Annotated in this window: 20 protein-coding genes; 14 read left to right on the forward strand and 6 right to left on the reverse strand. The window is 43.3% G+C overall.

Annotation, left to right across the window (positions count from 1 at the left end):
* Nucleotides 1-279: 279 nt before the first annotated feature.
* Entirely contained in the window at nucleotides 280-1,209 is a 930-nt protein-coding gene (gene menA, locus C9991_RS12045) for a 1,4-dihydroxy-2-naphthoate octaprenyltransferase (RefSeq protein WP_106812723.1), read from the reverse strand.
* 101 nt (nucleotides 1,210-1,310) lie between these two features.
* Here menA and C9991_RS12050 point away from each other — a divergent pair, with 101 nt between their 5' ends.
* Nucleotides 1,311-1,943: an HD domain-containing protein gene (locus tag C9991_RS12050; RefSeq protein ID WP_106812724.1), complete on the forward strand. Its 633-nt coding sequence runs from the start codon at nucleotides 1,311-1,313 to the stop codon at nucleotides 1,941-1,943.
* Nucleotides 1,944-1,970: 27 nt separating this feature from the next.
* Nucleotides 1,971-3,161, forward strand: coding sequence for a glycosyltransferase family 4 protein (locus C9991_RS12055; RefSeq protein ID WP_106812725.1), 1,191 nt, complete (start codon nucleotides 1,971-1,973; stop codon nucleotides 3,159-3,161).
* Here the strand turns inward: C9991_RS12055 and C9991_RS12060 are convergent.
* The 3 genes from C9991_RS12060 to C9991_RS12070 all read right to left on the reverse strand — a co-directional run bounded on the left by C9991_RS12060 (nucleotide 3,147) and on the right by C9991_RS12070 (nucleotide 5,354).
* Nucleotides 3,147-4,163, reverse strand: a complete 1,017-nt coding sequence (locus tag C9991_RS12060; RefSeq protein WP_106812726.1) for a glycosyltransferase — start codon at nucleotides 4,161-4,163, stop codon at nucleotides 3,147-3,149. The two genes, C9991_RS12055 and C9991_RS12060, sit on opposite strands and share 15 nt — an antisense overlap.
* A gap of 181 nt (nucleotides 4,164-4,344) precedes the next feature.
* Nucleotides 4,345-4,962, reverse strand: a complete 618-nt coding sequence (locus C9991_RS12065; RefSeq protein ID WP_106812727.1) for an IS630 family transposase — start codon at nucleotides 4,960-4,962, stop codon at nucleotides 4,345-4,347.
* Nucleotides 4,938-5,354, reverse strand: coding sequence for a helix-turn-helix domain-containing protein (locus tag C9991_RS12070; RefSeq protein WP_106812837.1), 417 nt, complete (start codon nucleotides 5,352-5,354; stop codon nucleotides 4,938-4,940). The genes C9991_RS12065 and C9991_RS12070 overlap by 25 nt, the downstream gene beginning before the upstream one ends.
* A 186-nt stretch (nucleotides 5,355-5,540) precedes the next feature.
* Between C9991_RS12070 and C9991_RS12075 the strand changes: the two genes are divergently transcribed.
* The 5 genes from C9991_RS12075 (at nucleotide 5,541) to C9991_RS12095 (ending at nucleotide 11,252) form a co-directional block, all read left to right on the forward strand.
* Entirely contained in the window at nucleotides 5,541-7,022 is a 1,482-nt protein-coding gene (locus C9991_RS12075) for an oligosaccharide flippase family protein (protein WP_106812728.1), read from the forward strand.
* Nucleotides 7,015-8,007 carry a glycosyltransferase family 2 protein gene (locus tag C9991_RS12080; RefSeq protein ID WP_106812729.1) on the forward strand — a complete coding sequence of 331 codons (993 nt, stop codon included), beginning with the start codon at nucleotides 7,015-7,017 and terminating at the stop codon, nucleotides 8,005-8,007. The genes C9991_RS12075 and C9991_RS12080 overlap by 8 nt, the downstream gene beginning before the upstream one ends.
* A 76-nt stretch (nucleotides 8,008-8,083) precedes the next feature.
* Nucleotides 8,084-9,028: a glycosyltransferase family 2 protein gene (locus tag C9991_RS12085; protein WP_106812730.1), complete on the forward strand. Its 945-nt coding sequence runs from the start codon at nucleotides 8,084-8,086 to the stop codon at nucleotides 9,026-9,028.
* 73 nt (nucleotides 9,029-9,101) lie between these two features.
* Nucleotides 9,102-10,292, forward strand: a complete 1,191-nt coding sequence (locus C9991_RS12090) for a hypothetical protein (protein WP_106812731.1) — start codon at nucleotides 9,102-9,104, stop codon at nucleotides 10,290-10,292.
* 78 nt (nucleotides 10,293-10,370) lie between these two features.
* A complete protein-coding gene (locus C9991_RS12095) occupies nucleotides 10,371-11,252 on the forward strand; it encodes a nucleoside phosphorylase (RefSeq protein ID WP_106812732.1) in 882 nt (293 codons plus the stop codon).
* A 176-nt stretch (nucleotides 11,253-11,428) separates the two neighbouring features.
* Here C9991_RS12095 and C9991_RS12100 read toward each other — a convergent pair whose 3' ends face one another.
* Entirely contained in the window at nucleotides 11,429-12,385 is a 957-nt protein-coding gene (locus C9991_RS12100) for an NAD-dependent epimerase/dehydratase family protein (protein WP_106812733.1), read from the reverse strand.
* Nucleotides 12,386-12,725: 340 nt separating this feature from the next.
* On the opposite strand from C9991_RS12100, the gene kbl reads away from it, so the two are divergent.
* The 6 genes from kbl (at nucleotide 12,726) to C9991_RS12130 (ending at nucleotide 18,130) form a co-directional block, all read left to right on the forward strand.
* Nucleotides 12,726-13,913, forward strand: a complete 1,188-nt coding sequence (gene kbl, locus C9991_RS12105) for a glycine C-acetyltransferase (protein ID WP_106812734.1) — start codon at nucleotides 12,726-12,728, stop codon at nucleotides 13,911-13,913.
* Between the two features lie 173 nt (nucleotides 13,914-14,086).
* Complete coding sequence (gene rsmG / locus C9991_RS12110; RefSeq protein ID WP_106812735.1) at nucleotides 14,087-14,710, forward strand: 16S rRNA (guanine(527)-N(7))-methyltransferase RsmG; 624 nt, start codon at nucleotides 14,087-14,089, stop codon at nucleotides 14,708-14,710.
* A gap of 88 nt (nucleotides 14,711-14,798) precedes the next feature.
* Entirely contained in the window at nucleotides 14,799-15,440 is a 642-nt protein-coding gene (locus C9991_RS12115) for an MBL fold metallo-hydrolase (protein WP_106812736.1), read from the forward strand.
* A gap of 9 nt (nucleotides 15,441-15,449) precedes the next feature.
* Entirely contained in the window at nucleotides 15,450-16,019 is a 570-nt protein-coding gene (gene ruvC, locus C9991_RS12120) for a crossover junction endodeoxyribonuclease RuvC (RefSeq protein ID WP_106812737.1), read from the forward strand.
* 26 nt (nucleotides 16,020-16,045) lie between these two features.
* Nucleotides 16,046-17,569, forward strand: a complete 1,524-nt coding sequence (locus C9991_RS12125; protein WP_106812738.1) for an ATP-binding cassette domain-containing protein — start codon at nucleotides 16,046-16,048, stop codon at nucleotides 17,567-17,569.
* Between the two features lie 96 nt (nucleotides 17,570-17,665).
* Complete coding sequence (locus C9991_RS12130) at nucleotides 17,666-18,130, forward strand: hypothetical protein (RefSeq protein ID WP_106812739.1); 465 nt, start codon at nucleotides 17,666-17,668, stop codon at nucleotides 18,128-18,130.
* Between the two features lie 200 nt (nucleotides 18,131-18,330).
* On the opposite strand, the gene C9991_RS12135 is transcribed toward C9991_RS12130, so the two are convergent.
* Nucleotides 18,331-19,137: a tyrosine-type recombinase/integrase gene (locus tag C9991_RS12135; RefSeq protein ID WP_106812740.1), complete on the reverse strand. Its 807-nt coding sequence runs from the start codon at nucleotides 19,135-19,137 to the stop codon at nucleotides 18,331-18,333.
* A gap of 382 nt (nucleotides 19,138-19,519) precedes the next feature.
* Here C9991_RS12135 and C9991_RS12140 point away from each other — a divergent pair, with 382 nt between their 5' ends.
* Nucleotides 19,520-20,968 carry an IS1182 family transposase gene (locus C9991_RS12140; protein WP_106810833.1) on the forward strand — a complete coding sequence of 483 codons (1,449 nt, stop codon included), beginning with the start codon at nucleotides 19,520-19,522 and terminating at the stop codon, nucleotides 20,966-20,968.
* Nucleotides 20,969-21,088: the final 120 nt, after the last annotated feature.

Genomic DNA, 21,088 nt, shown 5'->3' on the forward strand with positions numbered 1-21,088 from the left:
AAACGTACATCAATATCACTTTCCAATATAATATAACTGATACTGCAATACCATATATATTAAACTGCAGTACCATATATATTAAACTCCAGTACCAGTTGTATGGTACTGCAGTACCAGTTATATAGTACTGAAAAACGGTACTGGAGTATTCATAAAGACATATAGGTTAACGCTTTTAGTTAACTATTATCTGCCTTTATCCATATAAATAAAGTTGACACAGTCGGCTGCTTTCTGCCTTTATCCATATAAAAAGTTGACACAGTCGGCTTGCCATCAGTTGGCAAATACAAGGGCAGCCGATGCAAGCAATCCGAATATAAACATATTGCGTGCCGTCATTCCAAGCACACGGTTAAGCTCGGCACCTTTCCTTATACTTCGCATCTCGTTGAACGCCCATGTATGGAATGGCGTGTACATAATTAATAGCGATTGTGTCCATTGTCCGTCGTGCCAATCGAGGAACACAACACCTACAATAGCCAGAATGGTGCCTACAAGTCCGAGCATAAGATACAAAACCAGTCCGCCGCGCTCGCCAATGCGCACAATAAGCGTAAGCTTTCCTGCACGCCTATCGTTGTCGATGTCGCGATAGTTGTTCACCACGAGCAATGTGTCAATAATCAGTCCGCAAGCTATCGACATCAATACCACGGCAAACGGAATAGACGTAAGCGCGGTAGGAGGAGCCGTGAGCCAATAGGTCATGCAAACTGGCACAATACCAAAGAATACGAGCACAAGCAAATCGCCAAGTCCGATGTACGAGAACGATATGGTATACAGAAAGCAGAAGACAACGCATGCCAGTCCAACCATTATCATCTCCCAACCACCATAATATACCAGAGGCAGTCCAACGATGCAAGCCAAGAGAGTAGTAACGAATAAACCACTACGCATAGCCGATGCCGTTATCCATCCTTGCGCGCAGGCACGCTTCGGACCAAGACGTTGTTCGTCGTCAGTACCTTTCATAAAGTCGAAGTAGTCGTTAACAAAGTTGGCATCCACCTGCATTATCAAAGCAAACAGCATGCACAACACAGCCGGCACAACCCTAATTCCACACCATCCATACATAGCCACGGCACAGGCAATACCTATCATAACGGGCACGGCAGCACCGGTGAGCGTCTTGGGGCGTGCGGCAAGAATCCAAGCCTTAAGAGAATTAACCCTTACATTTGTTTCATCCATTATATTTGTTTTTATCTGTTATTGGTCTTTTTATCAATTGTTTCTTGCAAATTTAGCCATAATAAACTAATTTTGCAAGTAAATCTCTATATCATTCAATTATGGATACACGAAACGTAAGCCTCGACCTCATGGAGTTTGTCGAGCAAAACATACTGCCAAGATACAATTCCTTTGACAGGGCACACAACCTTTCGCATGCAAACCATGTTATAAAGAACTCGCTTAAGCTTGCCCTCTCGACGGGTGCAGATATCAATATGTGCTACGTAATAGCAGCCTACCACGACCTCGGACTTGAAGGTCCGCGTGCCGTACACCACATTACAAGCGGAAAGATATTGATAGCCGACAGACGTCTGTGCCGCTGGTTTGGCGAGGAACAATTAAAGATAATGAAGGAAGCAGTTGAGGATCATCGTGCATCAGCATCGCATGCTCCACGCAGTATATACGGAAAGATTGTGGCAGAAGCCGACCGCGACCTTGAGCCCGACCACGTGTTCCGCCGCACTATTGAATATGGACTCGACCACTATCCCGAGAAGAACAAGGAAGAACATTGGGAGCGGTTTCTTGACCATATGGAGCACAAATACTCGAGCAATGGGTATATAAAGCTATGGTTGCCAAACTCGCCCAACGAGGAATATCTGCGACAAATACGCAACACCATTGTAAACCGCGAGGCATTGCGCCAAGCCTTCGACCGCATATTCGAGACTATTAAATAAGCCTTACATATTATATATAATAAAGCTATGCACATATTAGAAATACCATCTTTCTTTCCCCCGTACGGAGGTTTGTTTTGCCTGGAGCAAAGCAAGGCTTTGGCCAAGCAGGGACACACGGTAAGGATAATATCCAATCTTAATGTCAGCGCTCGCCTATCGCCAAGCCTGTGGTTGCATAGCCATACCCACTCGTATGACGTCAATATGGACGGCATACATGTAACACGCAGAGAGATGCGCGCCATACCTTTTTGCATGAAACATAATGTAGACAGGTGGTGCAGCATTGTGGGCGAGATGGCAGACGAATATATAAAGAAGTATGGCAAACCCGACATCCTGCATGCCCATTGCTGTGCATGGGCTGGATATGCTGCTATGCTTGTAAGCCGAAAACACAATATACCATACGTCGTAACAGAGCATTTGTCGTCAGAACTGCATCTTAAGCAATTCGGTAAAGACGGTGTCAATTCGTGGCAAGTACCGCTTCTGCGAGAATCGCTCGAAAGTGCCAACCGCATTATACTTGTATCAGAGGAACTTGCAGCCGACCTTGCACCGCTGTTCGGTAGCAACTTTAATTGGCAGGCAGTATCCAACACTATCGACACCGACCAGTATGCGTACAAAAAGCGACTGCTACTCGACGGCAGACCATTCACCATTTGCTGCCTCGCCTTTTTCGAGCCACGCAAAGGATACGATGTTTTGTATCAGGCATTTGCCGAATTTATACAAAAGTACAATACTGATGCACAATTGCTTGTGGCTGGTACTGGCACTAACAGCAAAGAGATGAGAAAGCTTGTAGATAAGTATGGAATAGGTAAACATGTAAAACTATACGGCGAGTTAGACCGTAACGGCGTACTCGATATTCTGTATCAAAGCGACTGCCTTGCACTTGCCACACGCAACGAAGCACAAGGACTGGTATTGCTTGAGGCAATGAGCACAGGCATACAGGTTGTAACCACCGACCGCACACCTAAGAATGTACATATTGAGGGCGGCTGTATTATTGCCCCATATAATAGAGCCGACATCATGGCCGAACGATTTGCCGAAGCTATGCACAACACAAGCTTCGACGGCAAGGCTATATCCGATTGTGTAAAGAGCCTTGTGTCGCCCAATGTCATTGGCAAGCAGTTGACTGATATATTCAAAAGCGTTATCTCAAGCAAAACACAAGACTCAGAACAAGCTTAAAAGACGTTTGATTGCGACAAATGCCCCTCGCACACCAAGCATAACATTCCATAAGACAGCATTGGACATTACAGCCATCGCTGTCTTAATTCTTTTATCGGGCTTTACATTCCAGATAGACATACACTCTAAGGCTATTGCCTTAAGCTTGGCATCGCCACTTCTGAAGGCGTGCATCAAAAGCTCGTACACACGCAATGAGAAGAACCAACGTGTATGATCAGTATCTATACTTGCTAAGCTTACAAGCTTCCACGAAAGCATTGCCGTCTGACGCACAAAACGAAACTGCTTAACATGATTGGGCTGATTGCTTACTGACGGCTTGCCTGTGCTGTAGGTCATGGTTACATCGGGCAAATAAGCCACCTTACCATTAAGAGCAAGCATAAAGACAATCTGAAGATCCTCGCATCCTATGTCTTTATTTCTAAACAAATCGATGTTGGCATCATAACAACGCTTAATTGTTTCGGCACGATAAAGGGCTGTACAGAGATGCACAACTGGTGTTACAGTCTGTGTGACAATAGCCTCAAGCATCAACTTGCCGTCTGTCTTACGAGCAGGAAACTGTACAACATCATTATCCTTAGTAACGTGGGTACTCTCATTATATATGCGCCAGTTGGTATGCACTATCGTTACCAATGGATCAGTCTCCATTATCCCGACCTCTTTATCAAGTTTCATAGGGTCAATCCAATAGTCATCGCCAGCGCAATCGGCTATATATTTGCCTCGACACGCCAACAAGCAGTCGAAATAATTATCTACAACTCCCTTGTTGGGGGCTGCTGGCATTAGCCTAACGATGTGTGGATAGCGCCTGACATAATCTTCGCATACAGCTCTGGTGCCGTCAGTCGAAGCATCATCGCCAACAACAATCTCTATCGGCAATCTACATTTCTGCATCAATATAGAGTCGAGAGTGCGCGCTATGCTGTCATGTTGGTTGTATGTAACTACTATCACCGAAACCAGGCTATTGTCTTCCATTATATATGCTGTTTAGATATATACACTTAATTACTTCATTATCACACAAAGGTAGACATAATTGCCCACCCCACCAAAATATAAGCAACATTTGTGTCATGTTTTGCCGTCTTTGCAAAAATTTTCATTACCTTTGTTTTTTAATCAATATTTTATTGTAAGTAACTGTTCAAAATTAATTTTACAAATATGAATAATTCACGAATAAGTTCGTACCCACAGAGGCCAAGGCCCTGTTCGTACAATAGAAAAGCGAGTCCGTAGTCTCGTAATCTATCGGTCTTATCCATTTGCCCTTAAGTATACGCCAAAGAATCTCGGCAGGATTAAGTTCTGGAGAATAAGGTGGAAGATAGACGAGGAACAATCCTCTATTCTCCCAAATTTTCCTCAGTTCTTTCACCTTCCGATTTCTATGAACAGAAGCATTGTCCAAGACAATTACAGTCTTCTTCGTGACATTGAAAGAGAATCTGTCAAGATAGTCCACAATCTTGTCTGCGTTGATGGACTCTTTTGTGGTAAAGCCTTTATATTGGTTCCTTTTGGTAATCATACCAAAGATATTAAGCCGGGCAGCTTTCTCGGATGGGATGTAAACATCCTCATTCTTGAATTGCCAGCCATATGGAACATATCCATTTGTACAGACATGGCTTTCGTCGGCATAATATAGCACAAGTTCCCCTTTGGAATCAAGTTCTTCAAGTTCTTGCAACTTCTCTTTCTTGTATGCGTAGAGCTGCGGTGAGGGTTTGCCCCTTGGGCGTTTTCTTATACGCTTATATCTTGCACCAATGTTTCTAAAAAACGTTTGAAGGTAATGTCACTGGCTTCTTTGCCAGTCGCATTCTGCCATGCCTCACGTGCTTTAGACACGCTTTGACGGTCTTCCTCAATTGCCTTGCGGACTGCTTCTTCATCAGAACAATCCATAATAGGCTTTCGACCCTGACCAGGACGTGTCTCCAAGCCTTTGATGCCATTTTCTTCATAACGTTTTACCCATGCGTAGACAGTAGGTACAGTCACCTCAAGCATTTCTGCTATTTTGGGAGCTGATTTACCTTCTGACTTCAGCAATATGGATTTGCATCTGATACGAAAACTATGAGTAGGGCCATTATGATAGCCTTTCTCTAATTTGAGGCGATCAACCTCTGATAATTCAAGTACTTTTATTGGTTTCATAATTCTACTTTTTCTATAAAACGGAAAATGAACCATATTAGTACTGATATATATAAATAATTTAGATCACTTACTTAAGTAACTGTTCAAATTATCTATAAAGCGTGAAATGCCCCATATTAGTACTGATATATATATAAATAATTTAGATCACTTACTTAAAGAAGAATAAAGACGGCTATACACATGAGCGGCAAACAGAGCTATACACACATACTGAAATACACTGGAATGTTTGGCGGTGTTCAAGGACTGAACATTGCCATAACATTGGTGCGCAACAAGTTTGTTGCGCTGCTGCTTGGTCCTGCAGGTATGGGTCTTGTGGCACTCTATAGCACAATAGTCACCTTCTTCTCACAAGCTACAAGCCTCGGCATCTCATTTAGTGCCGTGCGTCACGTTTCCGAACTGTTCGATACTGGTGACATTAAACAAACACATCACTTTGTCAAGGTGGTACGCGGATGGACATTGCTTACAGCCTTAGCCGGAATGTTTCTGCTTGGCGTGCTTGGTCCGTTGCTCGGCTCAAGTGTATTCGGATGGGAAGCCAGCGCTCTCGACTTCATCCTCCTGTCGCCCGTAATAGCCATGACGGCAATAACCGGTGGCGAGACAGCCATACTTAAGGGAGCAAGGATGCTTAAGCCACTTGCCACGATTCAGGTACTAACAATGATAACAGCCCTTATTGTAACTGTGCCTGTATACTATTTCTTCGGCATAACGGGTATTATTCCCGTGTTCCTCATCCTGGCTTTCGTAACAATGATGTACACGCTCCGCTCTTCGTGTAAGTATTTTCCTTACCGTCTGCGTGGAGTAAAAGGCATTCTTGGCGAAGGTACAGGAATGGTTAAGCTTGGTATTGCCTTTGTTTTAGCTGGAGTATTTGGCAGCGGTTCTGAGCTTGTTATACGATCCTTTCTAAATGTAGAGGGCGGTCTTGACGTTGTAGGTCTGTACAATGCCGGATATATGCTTACCATTACATACGCTGGCATGGTGTTCTCGGCAATGGATACCGACTATTTTCCGCGACTGTCTGCAGCCGCCAACGATACAAGAGCAATACAGATTATAGCCAACCGACAGATAGAAATGTCGCTGTTGCTTGTGTCGCCAATGCTTGCCGCATTGATAGTTTTATTACCTATCATCCTGCCTCTTCTATACAGTAAATGCTTTGCCGAGATAATACCGATGGGACAGATTGCTGTGTTCTCCATGTATTTCAAGGCTGTGACACTGTCACTCGAATACATCAATCTGGCAAAGGGCAACTCTAAGGATTATCTTATGCTGGAGATTGTATACGACGTACTTGTGGCTGTGTTTATTGTATACGGCTACAGAACGTTAGGTCTATGGGGCACCGGACTCGCTCTTACATTATGCCACCTACTAAATCTTATAGTTGTGCTGATATACTCGCGTGTGAAATACAATGTAAGTTTGTCGAAGGATGTACTGACATCGGCAGCCATTCATCTGCCATTAGGTATCATCGCCTATGCTACAACCTTCATACAAAACTTTTGGATACACTGGACGTTGAGTATCATTACCGTGGCAGTAAGTGCAGCCATATCGCTATACATTATTATATATAAGAAGACATCTGTCTGGGATAAGATTAAGAACAAAATATCACGACATGATTAAGATATCTATCATCGTTGCTGTATTCAACGACGAGAAACATATAGCCGAATGCCTTGACTCGCTTGTAGAACAGACGCTGCATGACATACAGATAATATGCATAGACGACTGCTCTACAGACAACTCCCTGTCTATAGTGAAGCAATATGCAGCACGCGACAAGCGTATTGAGGTAATCAGTCTTGAAACCAATCAAGGTCAGGCAAAGGCAAGAAACATTGGACTGAAAATAGCCAAAGGACAATACATAACGTTTCTCGACAGCGACGACTGGTTCTCTAAAGATGCACTAGAGAAGGCTTTGGATACATTCGAACAGAATCCACTTACCGACTCGGTACTGCTGAAGCTGATGCTTTGTACCGGCAACCCACAAGAGTATAAGGGCGAGATGTTCAAGAACCAAGACTTTGAAATGTATTCGGGCAAGGAAGCTTTCGAACTTTGTCTTGACTGGTCGATACATGGAGTATACGTTGCAAGGAAAGACTTGTTCGACAAGTATCCATACGATGATACATGCCATGCCTATAGTGACGACAATACAACACGTGCCCACTATCTACACTCGCGTGAGGTGCGCATATGCGATGGTATTTACTTCTACCGTTACAATCCAACGTCTACTACCAATAAGGTGTCGGCAAGACGGTTCCTTCAATTGCGTGCCGATGAAAGTATGAAGCATTCGCTACACCAGTGGAACATATCTGAAAACATTATAAAGCGATTTGAAAATATACGCTGGTTGCATATGATAGACGTATACAAGTTCTATTACCTGCACGCCAAAGATCTCAATAAGAACGATAGGAAATTTGGCCTTGATGAAATACATAGGACATGGCAGTTGATAGACCATAAAATACTGACACATGCAACAAGACGCAAATTTGGATTCATGCCTATGCCTTGCTGGACATTGTTCAGAATACAAGAATGGGTGTTCTTCAGTCTACGCCAAATACTCGGACGAAACGGATAATGGCCACACAAAGCCAACAATAATATCATAAGACCGAATGACAACATCATCATTACAATTAAAACAAACAACAACTATGACCAATCAACCATTAGTAAGTTTCATCATACCTGTATACAATCTCGATCCAGAAATGATACGCGAATGCCTTGAAAGCATCATGGCACTATCGCTAAGTAGGCAGGAAAGAGAGATAATTGTCATTGACGACGGATCAGAGTTTACGCCACTTAACAATCTGCCTGATATCTGCGATGATATCATATATATCCGACAGCGCAATCAGGGGCTTTCGGCAGCTCGCAACATCGGACTGCGTATGGCTACAGGAAGGTTTGTACAATTTGTAGACGGCGACGATCGACTTATACGAGCCCCCTACGAGCATTGTCTCGACATTGCTAGATACCATAATCCCGACCTCGTGTTCTTTAAGGCTACACAGGACGATAAGGATGTGGAGACCCCATTCACTTACAATGGTCCTACCACCGGCAGCGAGTATATGCGCAACAACAATATACGAGCTGCTGCTTGGGGTTACATCTTCGAGCGCAACATCCTTGGTGACCTACGCTTTACTCCAGGTTTGCTGCATGAGGACGAAGAGTTTACACCGCTATTGTTCCTACGCTCTGAACGCTTCTACTCTACCGACTCGGAGGCCTACTTCTATCGACAGCGCGACAACTCAATCATAAACAATCAAGATGCCAACCACACCGAGAAGCTATTTGCCGATACCGAACGCATCTTGCTACATCTGCAAAACCTTGTTGTACCCGAACAAGACCGCGCAGCACTAAATCGTCGCATAGCACAACTTACGATGGATTATCTATACAAAATCATCAAGCGCACACACGACAAAAAATTTTTGGCTGAAACAATGGAGCGACTGAGAGGCTACGGACTATATCCGCTGCCCGATCGCGACTATACTAAAAAGTATAAATACTTCCGTCGCATGATTGCAAATTCGATTACACGCAATGTGCTGTTTATGCTCATAAGGAAATAATAACATCTTTTTAGATGATTATCAAAACATTTTTGACTATCTTTGCAAAACTATCAATTTAAGAAAATCGGAAATGAAGACAAGACATTACATACTGATAGCACTCGCATTGCTCTCTACTGCAACATACGCACAGAAGAAGAAACCTGTTGCAAAGAAGAAACCTGTAGTTGCTGTTAAGACCGACAGCGAGCATGCCACTATGACCACACACGCCAAGGCTCTATACGAAGACATGCTGCCAAACACACAACGCATTTTTGTTATAGACAGTACTGTTGTAGACTGCGATAATGTGCTGAGCGCAATACCTCTGCCTAAGGCATACGGCACTTATGTAGACTACGATACATTCTTTAACAAGCAAACGGGCTGCAAACAGCAAGTGTTTGTAAACGGATTTGGCAATAAATGCTATTATACCAAATTTGGCACAGACAGCATAACACGTCTGTATATGTGCGACCGTTTGGGCGATGGTTGGGGAACACCACGACCGGTAAAAGAGATTAATAACGAATTTACAGATATAAGCTATCCGTATATGTCGTCAGACGGACTGACGCTTTACTTCTCTGGTGTATCCAAGACAGAAGGACTGGGACAACGCGACATCTATATGACAAAGTATGATGCCGAGGCTGGCGTATTCATGTCTGCCGAAAATATTGGACTGCCATTCAACTCTGTTGCAGACGATTATGCCTATATTGTAGCCGATGCTGACCGTATGGCATGGTTTGCCTCTACACGTCGCCAACCAAAAGGCAAGGCTTGCGTATATGCCTTTGTGCCGTCAGAACAACGCTCCAACTATAATATTGACGAGTTGGGACGCAACCGCACTATCAAACTTGCATCGCTTATGAGCATAAACGAGACATGGTCGTCGCCCAAAAATCGCGACAAAGCTATGGTACAGCTCAATAAACTAAGAGCCAATGCGGGAAAAGCTGTGGCAGAGAAGGACATAATACTATTTGTGGTAGACGACAAACATACATATACCAATATCAATCAGTTTGCTTCTGACGCCACACGCAGAGCCTACTACGACATTGTGCGACAGAACAACGACTTGCGATCTATCCGCAACAAGATTGAGACACTACGTGTACAATACCACAATGCAACCGAATCGGGCAGAACATCGATAGGCGCACGCATAGCAAATCTAGAGAAAGAGGAGCTTGACACAAGAGCTGCTATAAAGAGAGCCGAACAGGACTTGCGCCGCAAGGAGAGCAGTTTATTGAATAACTAATAGCAGTTAACGAATAATCAGGCTTATCTCAAAGAACAAATAATTACAACAACAATTAAAGAAAAAGAACAATCTATTATGGCAAAAAAACATTTCGCTGAATCTGAGCTTATCATTAACGACGATGGATCAGTATTCCATCTGCACGTTAAACCAGAACACCTTGCCGATAAGGTGATACTTGTAGGCGACCCTGGTCGCGTAGAACTTGTAGCCTCACACTTCGACTCAAGAGAGTGTAATGTTGAGAGCCGCGAATTCCATACCATCACCGGTACATACAAAGGCAAACGCATAACAGTTATATCTACCGGTATCGGATGCGACAACATCGACATCGTTATGAACGAGGTGGATGCACTTGCCAATATCGACTTCAACACCCGTGAGGAAAAGGAACAGTTGCGACAGCTTGAGGTTGTGCGCATAGGCACTTGTGGTGGTTTGCAACTTAATACACCTCCAGGAACATTCATATGCTCTGAATATTCTATCGGTTTTGACGGTTTGCTGAACTTCTATGCCGGACGCAATGCCGTATGCAACCTGCAAATGGAACGTGCTTTGCTTAATCATCTTGGATGGTCGGGTAATATGTGCCAGCCTGCTCCTTATGTTGTTGCAGCTGATAAAGAACTTGTTGAACGTATAGCCAAGGATGACATGGTACGAGGATTTACTGTTGCATGTGGTGGATTCTTTGGTCCTCAAGGTCGCGAGCTACGCATTCCTCTTGCCGATCCGCATCAGAACGAGAAGATTGAGAGCTTTGAGTATGAAGGCATACGCATCAACAACTTCGAAATGGAAAGCTCGGCTCTTGCCGGACTTGCCAAGCTTATGGGACATAAGGCTACTACAGTATGTATGGTTATTGCCAACCGACGCACAAAGAACGCCGATACTGGATACAAGAGTCATATTGACGACTTGATAAAGACTGTACTGGAAAGATTGTAAGAAAATTGTACAGAAGGCAAACATATAAAAATGATAATTGGCGGATATAACGACTACTTGAATTATTTGTCGTTATATTCGCCAATTATCCTTTTGGTATTATATACCTATTATTATATAATAGTCTAAACACATTACTCCCCTCCCAATAGGTAGGGAAGTAATGTTTGGTATCTTTATCCCTTAAGCTTTATCTCAAGCTTCTCAAGCATATCCTTTGTCATTGAATCCAAGTCGTAACGAGGACACCAATCCCACTCCTCGCGAGCGCAAGAGTCATCCATACGATCAGGCCAACTCTCTGCAATGCTCTGCTTTAATGGATCTACATCATACTCCATCTCAAACTCAGGCTTATACTTCTTGATGGCAGCGAATACGGTCTCAGGAGCAAAGCTCAACGAAGCGATGTTGAAAGCATTGCGATGCTTTAGGCGTGCAGGATCGGCCTCCATAAGGTCAACAGCGGCCTTCAAAGCATCAGGCATATAAATCATATCCATGAGAGTGCCTTCCTTAATAGGGCAGATAAACTTGTCGCCACGAACAGCGTTATAGTAGATGTCCACAGCATAATCGGTTGTTCCGCCACCTGGAGGTGTTACATACGAGATTACACCAGGGAAGCGAACGGCACGAGTATCGACACCATACTTATTAAAGTAATAATCGCTAAGAAGCTCGGTAGTTACCTTAGACACACCATATATAGTACGTGGACGCTGGATAGTGTCCTGAGGAGTCATCATCTTAGGAGTTGACAAACCAAACGAACCGATGCTACTTGGAGTAAATACAGCACAACCATGTTCGCGAGCCACCTCAAGGATGTTCCACAATCCATCTATTCCAATCTTCCAAGCCAGACGAGGCTTCGATTCAGCCACAACCGACAACAGAGCTGCAAGGTTGTAGATAGTGTCTATCTGATACTGCTTAACAATATCAGCTATCATCTGCGGATTTGTCACGTCGGCTTCTGCCATCGGGCCACTCTCTGCAAGCCATCCTTTAGGCTCAGCTCCCTTAATGTATCCAGCAACAACGTTTTCGTTACCGTAAGTTTCACGCAATACCTTTGTCAGTTCTGAGCCAATCTGACCAGTAGAACCGATTACCAAGATTTTCTTCATTTCAAGTGATATTTAATAAGTTGTTTGTTATTTAGGCGTTTTAATTATCACATAAGCTTTTCACCTTATATATAGGTATTTTAATAGCCTTGCAATTCGAGTGCAAAGTAACAATTTTTTTTTCAATCTACAATAAGAAAAGCGCATAAAAATTAAAGGAATTGTTTTATGATAAAATTTAACACGAATTAATGTCGTATCTGAAAAAAATTTAGTTAATTTGCAAAGAAATTACGGCAGCCTACGCTAACGACACGCNAAATTACGGCAGCCTACGCTAACGACACGCTGCCAACAGTGCTTAAGAACTTTTTTATATTCTCTATTAAATCTAAACAAAATGTACGGAAAAATCAAAGAACACCTCTGCACCTCATTAGAAAACTTGAAGAAAGCCGGACTCTACAAAGAAGAGCGCATTATTGAGAGCCCACAGGGCGCAGCTATTGAAGTTAATGGTAAGGAAGTACTTAACTTCTGTGCCAACAACTATCTTGGCCTGTCTAATCATCCACGCCTTATTGAGGGTGCTAAGAAGATGATGGACCGCCGCGGATTCGGTATGTCATCTGTACGCTTCATCTGCGGAACACAGGATATACACAAGGAACTCGAGGCTGCTATCTCAGATTATTTTAAGACAGAGGACACAATCCTCTATGCTGCTTGCTTCGATGCTAACGGTGGTTTGTTTGGCTCTATTCTAACAGACGAGGATGCCATTATATCTGACGCACTCAACCACGCTTCTATTATCGACGGTGTACGTCTTTGCAAGGCTAAGCGTTATCGTTATGCCAATGCAAATATGGAGGAACTTGAGAAGTGTCTTCAGGAAGCTCAGGCTCAGCGTTTCCGCATAATCTGTACCGACGGCGTATTCTCTATGGACGGCAACGTTGCTCCTATGGACAAGATATGCGACTTGGCCGAGAAGTATGACGCACTTGTTATGGTTGACGAAAGCCACTCAGCTGGTGTTGTTGGCGCTACTGGTCATGGTGTAAGCGAACTTTGCGGAACATACGACCGTGTAGATATCTACACAGGTACATTAGGCAAGGCATTCGGCGGTGCTCTTGGTGGTTTCACCACAGGCAAGAAGGAGATTATCGACATGTTGCGTCAGAGCAGCCGTCCTTATCTCTTCTCCAACTCATTGGCTCCATCTATCATCGGTGCAAGCCTTGAGGTATTCAAGATGCTTAAGGAAGACAACTCTATACACGACCGCCTTGTAGAGAACGTAAACTATTTCCGCGATAAGATGATGGCAGCCGGCTTTGATATCAAGCCTACACAAAGTGCCATCTGCGCAGTTATGTTGTACGATGCTCCTCTATCACAGCGCTATGCCAACCGATTGCTCGAAGAGGGCATCTACGTTACTGGCTTCTACTATCCAGTAGTACCTAAGAACGAGGCTCGTATACGCGTACAGCTTTCTGCCGCACACACTAAGGAACAGCTTGATAAGGCTATCAACGCATTTATCAAGGTAGGCAAGGAACTTGGTGTGCTGAAGTAAGAAAATACAATATAGAAGCCTCACCCCAGCCCCTCCCCGAAGGGAGGGGAGCTTTATTCAATAATTGCAATAGTTGAAGGGTGTGGCTTCTATTTATTTTATTATTGATTATTACGTTTATCTCCAAAAAAATCGTATCTTTGCACAATTATTACACATTATATAGCAAAGATATGGAATTGATACTTAAATACTTTCCCAACCTTACCGACACACAGCGCACACAGTTTGCTGCACTCAAGGCTCTATACGAGGATTGGAACAGCAAGATAAATGTTATCTCGCGCAAGGATATGGACAACTTCTACGAGCATCATGTGCTCCACTCGCTTGCCATAGCTCACGAGATTAAGTTTAAACCAGGCACAAATGTGCTCGACCTTGGTACTGGCGGTGGATTTCCTGGTATACCATTGGCTATTATGTTCCCTGATACACAGTTTAAGCTTATCGACCGCACCGGAAAGAAGATTCGTGTGGTTAACGAGGTTGCTCAAGCTATAGGCTTGAATAACGTTGTTGCCGAACAACTCTCTGGCGAGGAAGAGAAGGCTAAATACGATTTTGTGGTAAGCCGTGCCGTTATGCCCCTACCCGACCTTGTTAAGATTATAAAGAAAAACATTGAGCACAAGAACCAGCACAATGCTCTGCCCAACGGACTTATATGTCTTAAGGGCGGCAATCTTCAGGCCGAGACTCAGCCATTCAAGAAGATTGTAAGCCTGACAGAAATTCATGATATGTTCAAGGAGGAATGGTTCAAGGAGAAATACCTTATATACTTACCGCTTTAAAAGGGAAAAGTGAAAAGTGAAAAGTGAAGAATCCTATAGTGAAGAAGGGAAAAGAGAAAAGTAAGTAAAAAAAAGACAGACATTTAGTATGCTTAAAATAGAAACATTCACATGTAACATGTTGCAGGAAAACTGCTACGTTGTTAGCGACGAATCAAAAGAGTGTGTCATCATCGACTGCGGTGCCTACTACGAGGCTGAGAAACTTGCCATAGAGAAGTATATCACCGACAACGAGTTGAAACCTGTGCACCTAATAGCAACACACGGACATCTCGACCATAATTTTGGTAACCCGTTTATTTCCAAGACTTATGGCTTGCCACTCGAGATAGACTCGTCTGATGTTGCGCTTGTGCGTGCCACAGAGAAACAAGCCGCTCTCTTCGGAATTACACTCAACGAGCCTATGGATATGGACATCAAGATGTTTCATATGGGCGACCGCATCAAGTTTGGCTCACACGAAATAGAGGTTATCGAAACTCCGGGCCACTCTATGGGCAGTGTTGTGCTATATATCAAGGACGAGAAATTGGCATTTACTGGCGACACTCTGTTCCGCGGATCTATAGGTCGCACCGACTTTGAGGGTGGTAGTATGCTTATGATTATACAGAGCCTACGTATGTTCGTTCAGTTCCCTGACGATATACGCCTGCTTCCAGGACATGGACAGGAAACAACAATGGGATACGAACTGGCTCACAACCCTTATTTGGATAGATAAGACACGACATTGAAAACAGAAAAAATAATTCTTGGCATCGACCCCGGTACCAATCTTATGGGTTATGGCGTGCTGCGTGTTACGGGCAACAAGGCGGAGATGATGGCTATGGGTGTCATCGATATGCGTAAGGACACCGATCCTTATCTGCGCCTTGGCATGATACACACACGCGTAACCGAGATAATCGACCAATACTTACCAGACGAGATGGCTATCGAGGCTCCTTTCTTCGGTAAGAATGTACAGTCGATGCTTAAACTTGGACGCTCGCAAGGTGTGGCTATAGCTGCTGCAGTAGGACATAGCGTACCAGTACACGAATATGCCCCAATGAAGATAAAGATGGCTATCACCGGACAAGGTTCGGCTTCTAAAGAACAAGTAGCGGCTATGCTGCAACGTCTGCTGCGCCTCGACACTAAGGAGATGCCTAAGTTTATGGATGCAACCGACGCCTTAGGCGTGGCCTATTGCCACTTTATGCAACAAGGAGCACCTGTAGCCGACACCCATTATAATGGATGGAAAGACTTTATAAATAAGAACCAGGGGCGAATGCACGGACAACCAAAGTAATCAACATATTAAATCAGGATGACACTATGCAGAAGATTATCAGTATCATTGACGGTGTGACACGTATGCCCGACTGGCGTATGAGCCAACCGGTAAACTTTACTTTATGCGATGGCGAAAATATTGCTGTCATGGGACCTAACGGTGGCGGCAAGTCGATGTTTGTAGATATCATTACAGGCAAACACCCTCTACTGGGCGATGCTATAAAATACGATTTCGCACCATCAAAGCGCGAGTACATATCTGACAATATCAAGTATGTTTGCTTTAAGGATACCTACGGCGGCGACAACGACTCTACATACTATCTGCAGCAACGTTGGAACCAAACCGAAATAGATCCCGAGACTGCTACAGTGCGCTCACGCCTTGAGGATGCATACAATGCAGCCGGAGAGGATACGCCTGAACGACGTACCTTGCAGCAGCATATCTACTCACTATTCGGACTTGATACTATGCTCGACAAGTATGTCATCCTATTGTCAAGTGGCGAACTGCGCAAACTTGTCATTGCTTCATCAATCTTCTCTCAGCCACGTCTCCTAATTATAGACAATCCTTATATAGGTCTTGATAGCGAAGCAAGAGAACAGCTAACAAATCTCTTGCAGACACTATCTACCGAGCACGGCATACAGATAATGCTTGTGGTAAACCGAACAAAGGATATTCCAAACTTTATCTCGCACGTTGTGGAGGTGAAGGATATGACGGTTGGCGCAAAACTCACACGTGAGGATTATATGCAAGCTGTATCCAAGGGCGACGACACATTATCTGATACTGCCACTAACGCTGCCAATACAGCCTCAACAGCAGCAAACTCGTGCATACAGCAAATACTCGACCTGCCATACAAAGACGAAGATTATAACGCCGAGCACGTAGTAGATATGCACAACGTATGTATACGATACGGAGAACGCACCATATTAAAAGACCTCAATTGGACTGTACTCAACGGTGAGCATTGGGCTCTTACTGGACGCAACGGCAGTGGCAAATCTACACTACTTAGTCTTGTATGCGCCGACAACCCACAGAGCTACGCTTGCGATATAACTCTATTTGACCGTTCGCGTGGTTCGGGCGAGAGTATTTGGGATATAAAGAAGCACATTGGTTATGTATCGCCAGAGATGCACCGTGCATTCCGCAGCAATGTCACTACAGAGCGTATTGTGGCAAGTGGATTCAGCAATGCAGTGAGTCTATATGTAAAGCCCGACCCAAAGAATCATGACACATGCCTCTTCTGGATGCGCGTGTTCGGAATAGAACATCTTGCCGAACAGAGTTTCCTGAAACTATCAAGTGGAGAGCAACGTCTGGTGCTACTTGCAAGAGCAATGGTCAAGGATCCAGAGCTTCTGATACTCGACGAACCACTACATGGTCTTGACGAGCCAAATCGCTTGCGCGTTAAAAAAGTGATAGAGACATTCTGCAAGCGACGTAACAAAACACTGATAATGGTAACCCATTACGAGGACGAATTGCCATCGTGCATCGACCACCGCAAAACATTGGTAAGAAATAAATAATTAAACAGGAGCCTCACCCTATACCCTTAAAACATATCACTCTATACCCTATGAGAGACAGGCATGAGGGAGGGGGCTAATAAAACACTTATAACAATGAAGAAATTATTAATGATTTTCGCCATTCTCTTTGCCGCCACAAGCGTATCGGCACAGGAGATTTACAAAGAGGTAAAAAGAATACAGAAGCAGGCTGAGACATTTGCCAACGACACAACAAAGAACCTCGACGAGCGCAAGATAGCATGCTTCAAGTACGATGCCATATATTACCTCGTAGACCGTGCCAGTCAGGAAGACCGCTTTACTGAGTACGAGCTTGGTCAGCAGACCGATGCCCTCATCGAGTTTGTCAACCTATACGTTAAACGCCTTGCCTCTGCCAACAAGAAAGACAAGGATATGGTTAAGGCAAAATTTCGCACCGCATCCATCAACAACTCGCTCTTCAACGATGTAGACAAGGAAGTGGTATACAGCTATGTAGACAACGACAAGTTCATAACCAACTTCTCGCTCGACACCGACTGGGTTAAGGCACTGGAAGCTGTAAAACAGTAAAGCCACTATATAAGACAAGTAATTAAAAAAAATCCATAAGAAACGTGCAGTTTCTTATGGATTTTTTCTTTAATATGCAGCTTGTCTAAACAATCAAATATCTATGTTTTCAAGCATATATATCACTTGACAAAGTAATATATATTAAATGGCAAAGTAATATATATTAAATGGGCAAGTAATATATATATCTAAGATTCTTACCAAGTGATAACCTTATCCACAATTTCTTGTTGTTCCATACTGCTTCTTCGCAGATAGATACGTGTGGTCTCTATGCTTTCATGTTCCATTAGGTCGGCAAGCAAAGCAATGTCGTTAAACTTTTCCAAGAAATTCTTGGCATAACGATGGCGGAACGAGTGAGGATAAACCACTTTCTCGTTTAAGCCATACTTCATGGCATAGTTTTTCAACTGTTGTGATATGCCTCTTGTTGTGATACGCTCGCCAAAGCGGTTTAGAAAGAGATAGCCACTTGTGCGATTGACTGTCTGCAACCACTTTTCTGTTTCTGTGCGCAGTGTCTTTGGGATATAAATACGGCGTATTTTGCCACCCTTAGTATAGATATCGTAATACCCTACTTGTACATGTTCTATCTTGATTTGCACAAGTTCGCTCACCCTGGCACCAGTAGCAGCCAAGAAACGCACAACAAAGTACCACTCCAAGTTGTCTTCTTTCTTCAGCTTATTCTTCAAGAAGGTGTAGTCGGCATTGCTGATGACATTCTCTAAGTAACTACGCTGCTGCACCTTTACCGACTTTAAGCGGAGTTTTGTCTTACCCGCAAACACAAGATACTTGTTCATTGCCTGAATACGGAGGTTTACTGTCTTTGGCTTGTAAGTCTCTATCAAGTAGGTCTTGTAAACCAACAAGTTTCTCTTGTTTATCTCTTTGTGACGAGAGCAAAACTCATTCACGGCATACAGATATGCCGAAATCGTGTTCTTAGCCATATTGCCTTGACTTAGGAACTCTTCAAATTTGTTTAATTCCATCTCTATTTGTTTATTAGTGAAACATTATGTTATTCTAATAAATATATATAAACTTGGTTCATACTATACTTGGAATGATACAAACTGAGGTTTATGAATTTAGACAAGAGAACATGGTTTTTAAGACTGAAGAACATGGTTTAAAGACAAAAGAACATGAGAACATGTGAGTGGGGTGAAGACTCGTTTGTGTGAGATGAGAACATGAGGTTTGGTTGGGCTTTGCCCAACACTCGTTGCTTGCGATTATCTGTAGGAGGTACGGTCTCCGAAGAGGGCACTGAAAAAGTCCCTTGCGATATATTTATCAATTATAATCTGCACATAATTTGGCTATGTGCAGATTTTTTTGTACCTTTAAGGAATAAAATCCAAGGTACTTATGCTGTCACAACAACAACTTCCACTCAGTGAATATAGCTCACTTTATGATATAGTCGTCCCCCAGGACAACCTTCTCCGCCGTATTAATAACCTGATAGACTTCAGCTTTGTCTATCAGGAACTGGTCAATAAATATTGTCCTGATAACGGCCGTACAGCTGAATCGCCCATTCGTATGTTCAAATATCTTCTATTGAAGACAATATACGATATATCTGACGTGGATGTTGTAGAGCGTTCCCGTTATGACATGTCGTTTAAGTATTTTCTTGATATGACTCCTGAGGAAGGCGTTATCAATCCAAGCAGTCTTTGTAAGTTTCGCAGATTACGCCTGAAAGACACGGATCTTATGAACCTGCTTATCAAAAAAACTGTAGAGATAGCAATAGAGAAAGGAATCATCACATCAAAGACTATTATTGTAGATTCGACTCATACAAAAGCCAGGTCAAATCCGTATTCACCAGTTGAGATACTGAAACTCCGTTCGAAGCAACTCCGCAAGGCGCTTTATGCCATGGATGATAATATAAAGGAAACACTTCCGGCTAAGAATGAAGACGATGACCTTGTTCATGAGTTGGATTATACCAAGGACCTTCTAAATCATATCACCTCGGATTCCTGCCTTTCGGAAGTGCCCGCAGTAAAACAGCGACTAAATATGCTAAAGGAGACGCTTGCGGACATAGAAGACCACTATACAACCTCAAAGGATACAGACGCACGTGTTGGGCATAAGACAGAAGACACGTCGTTCTTCGGTTACAAGACTCACATCGCAATGAGTGATGAGCGTATCATAACTGCTGCCACAGTCACATCTGGCGAGAAGGGTGACGGGCCTCAGTTGGAAGAGCTTGTTGAGCAAAGCAGAAAGAACGGAATGGAGGTTGACACGGTTGTTGGTGATACCGCATATTCTGGCTGCAAGAACCTCAAACTGGCAGAAGATGAAGAGAGGGGATTTCGTTTGGTGTCCAAATTACATCCGTCTATTAGTAGTGGATTTAGAAAGAGTGAAGACAATTTTGATTACAACAAGGATGCAGGCATGTTTGTTTGTCCTGCTGGCCATATGGCAATCAGAAAAGTAATAATGGGAAAGAATAGGAACTGGAATCAATCCATGACTTATTTCTTTGATGTGGATAAATGCAAGACTTGCTCACGAAGAAACGGATGCTACAAGGATGGAGCTAAAAGCAAGACCTATAGTGTACCTATCAAGAAAGGAGAACATAAAAGACAACTGGAGTTTCAGAAGACACAAGAATTTAAAGAAATAGCCCGCCAGAGATACAAGATAGAGGCAAAAAATTCGGAGTTAAAACAGGTATACGGCTATGATAAGGCATTGTCGTATGGGCTAGATTGTATGCAAATGCAAGGTGCAATGACAATATTTGCCGTAAATATCAAAAGAATATTGAGACTAAGCTAAGAATAATTAGAAGAATTATACACTTGTGACATAAGTGCCCTACATCCTCTATAAGGCTGTATATTAGACCATATCAAAGCAAATTAAAAGCAGATTGCAAAACCGACATAATGTTTAATG

It is taken from the genome of Prevotella merdae (assembly GCF_900290275.1).
GTDB classification, from domain to species: Bacteria; Bacteroidota; Bacteroidia; order Bacteroidales; family Bacteroidaceae; genus Prevotella; species Prevotella merdae.

Bases quoted from the DNA above. Each gene is read 5' to 3' on its own strand.
- C9991_RS12085 (WP_106812730.1), top strand. From the start codon at position 8,084: ATGACCAATCAACCATTAGTAAGTTTCATCATACCTGTATACAATCTC.
- C9991_RS12090 (WP_106812731.1), top strand. From the start codon at position 9,102: ATGAAGACAAGACATTACATACTGATAGCACTCGCATTGCTCTCTACT.
- menA (WP_106812723.1), bottom strand. From the start codon at position 1,209: ATGGATGAAACAAATGTAAGGGTTAATTCTCTTAAGGCTTGGATTCTT.
- C9991_RS12060 (WP_106812726.1), bottom strand. From the start codon at position 4,163: ATGGAAGACAATAGCCTGGTTTCGGTGATAGTAGTTACATACAACCAA.
- C9991_RS12075 (WP_106812728.1), top strand. From the start codon at position 5,541: ATGAGCGGCAAACAGAGCTATACACACATACTGAAATACACTGGAATG.
- C9991_RS12125 (WP_106812738.1), top strand. From the start codon at position 16,046: ATGCAGAAGATTATCAGTATCATTGACGGTGTGACACGTATGCCCGAC.
- C9991_RS12140 (WP_106810833.1), top strand. From the start codon at position 19,520: ATGCTGTCACAACAACAACTTCCACTCAGTGAATATAGCTCACTTTAT.
- kbl (WP_106812734.1), top strand. From the start codon at position 12,726: ATGTACGGAAAAATCAAAGAACACCTCTGCACCTCATTAGAAAACTTG.
- C9991_RS12055 (WP_106812725.1), top strand. From the start codon at position 1,971: ATGCACATATTAGAAATACCATCTTTCTTTCCCCCGTACGGAGGTTTG.
- C9991_RS12080 (WP_106812729.1), top strand. From the start codon at position 7,015: ATGATTAAGATATCTATCATCGTTGCTGTATTCAACGACGAGAAACAT.
- C9991_RS12100 (WP_106812733.1), bottom strand. From the start codon at position 12,385: ATGAAGAAAATCTTGGTAATCGGTTCTACTGGTCAGATTGGCTCAGAA.
- C9991_RS12115 (WP_106812736.1), top strand. From the start codon at position 14,799: ATGCTTAAAATAGAAACATTCACATGTAACATGTTGCAGGAAAACTGC.
- C9991_RS12130 (WP_106812739.1), top strand. From the start codon at position 17,666: ATGAAGAAATTATTAATGATTTTCGCCATTCTCTTTGCCGCCACAAGC.
- C9991_RS12070 (WP_106812837.1), bottom strand. From the start codon at position 5,354: ATGAAACCAATAAAAGTACTTGAATTATCAGAGGTTGATCGCCTCAAA.
- C9991_RS12050 (WP_106812724.1), top strand. From the start codon at position 1,311: ATGGATACACGAAACGTAAGCCTCGACCTCATGGAGTTTGTCGAGCAA.
- C9991_RS12135 (WP_106812740.1), bottom strand. From the start codon at position 19,137: ATGGAATTAAACAAATTTGAAGAGTTCCTAAGTCAAGGCAATATGGCT.
- rsmG (WP_106812735.1), top strand. From the start codon at position 14,087: ATGGAATTGATACTTAAATACTTTCCCAACCTTACCGACACACAGCGC.
- C9991_RS12095 (WP_106812732.1), top strand. From the start codon at position 10,371: ATGGCAAAAAAACATTTCGCTGAATCTGAGCTTATCATTAACGACGAT.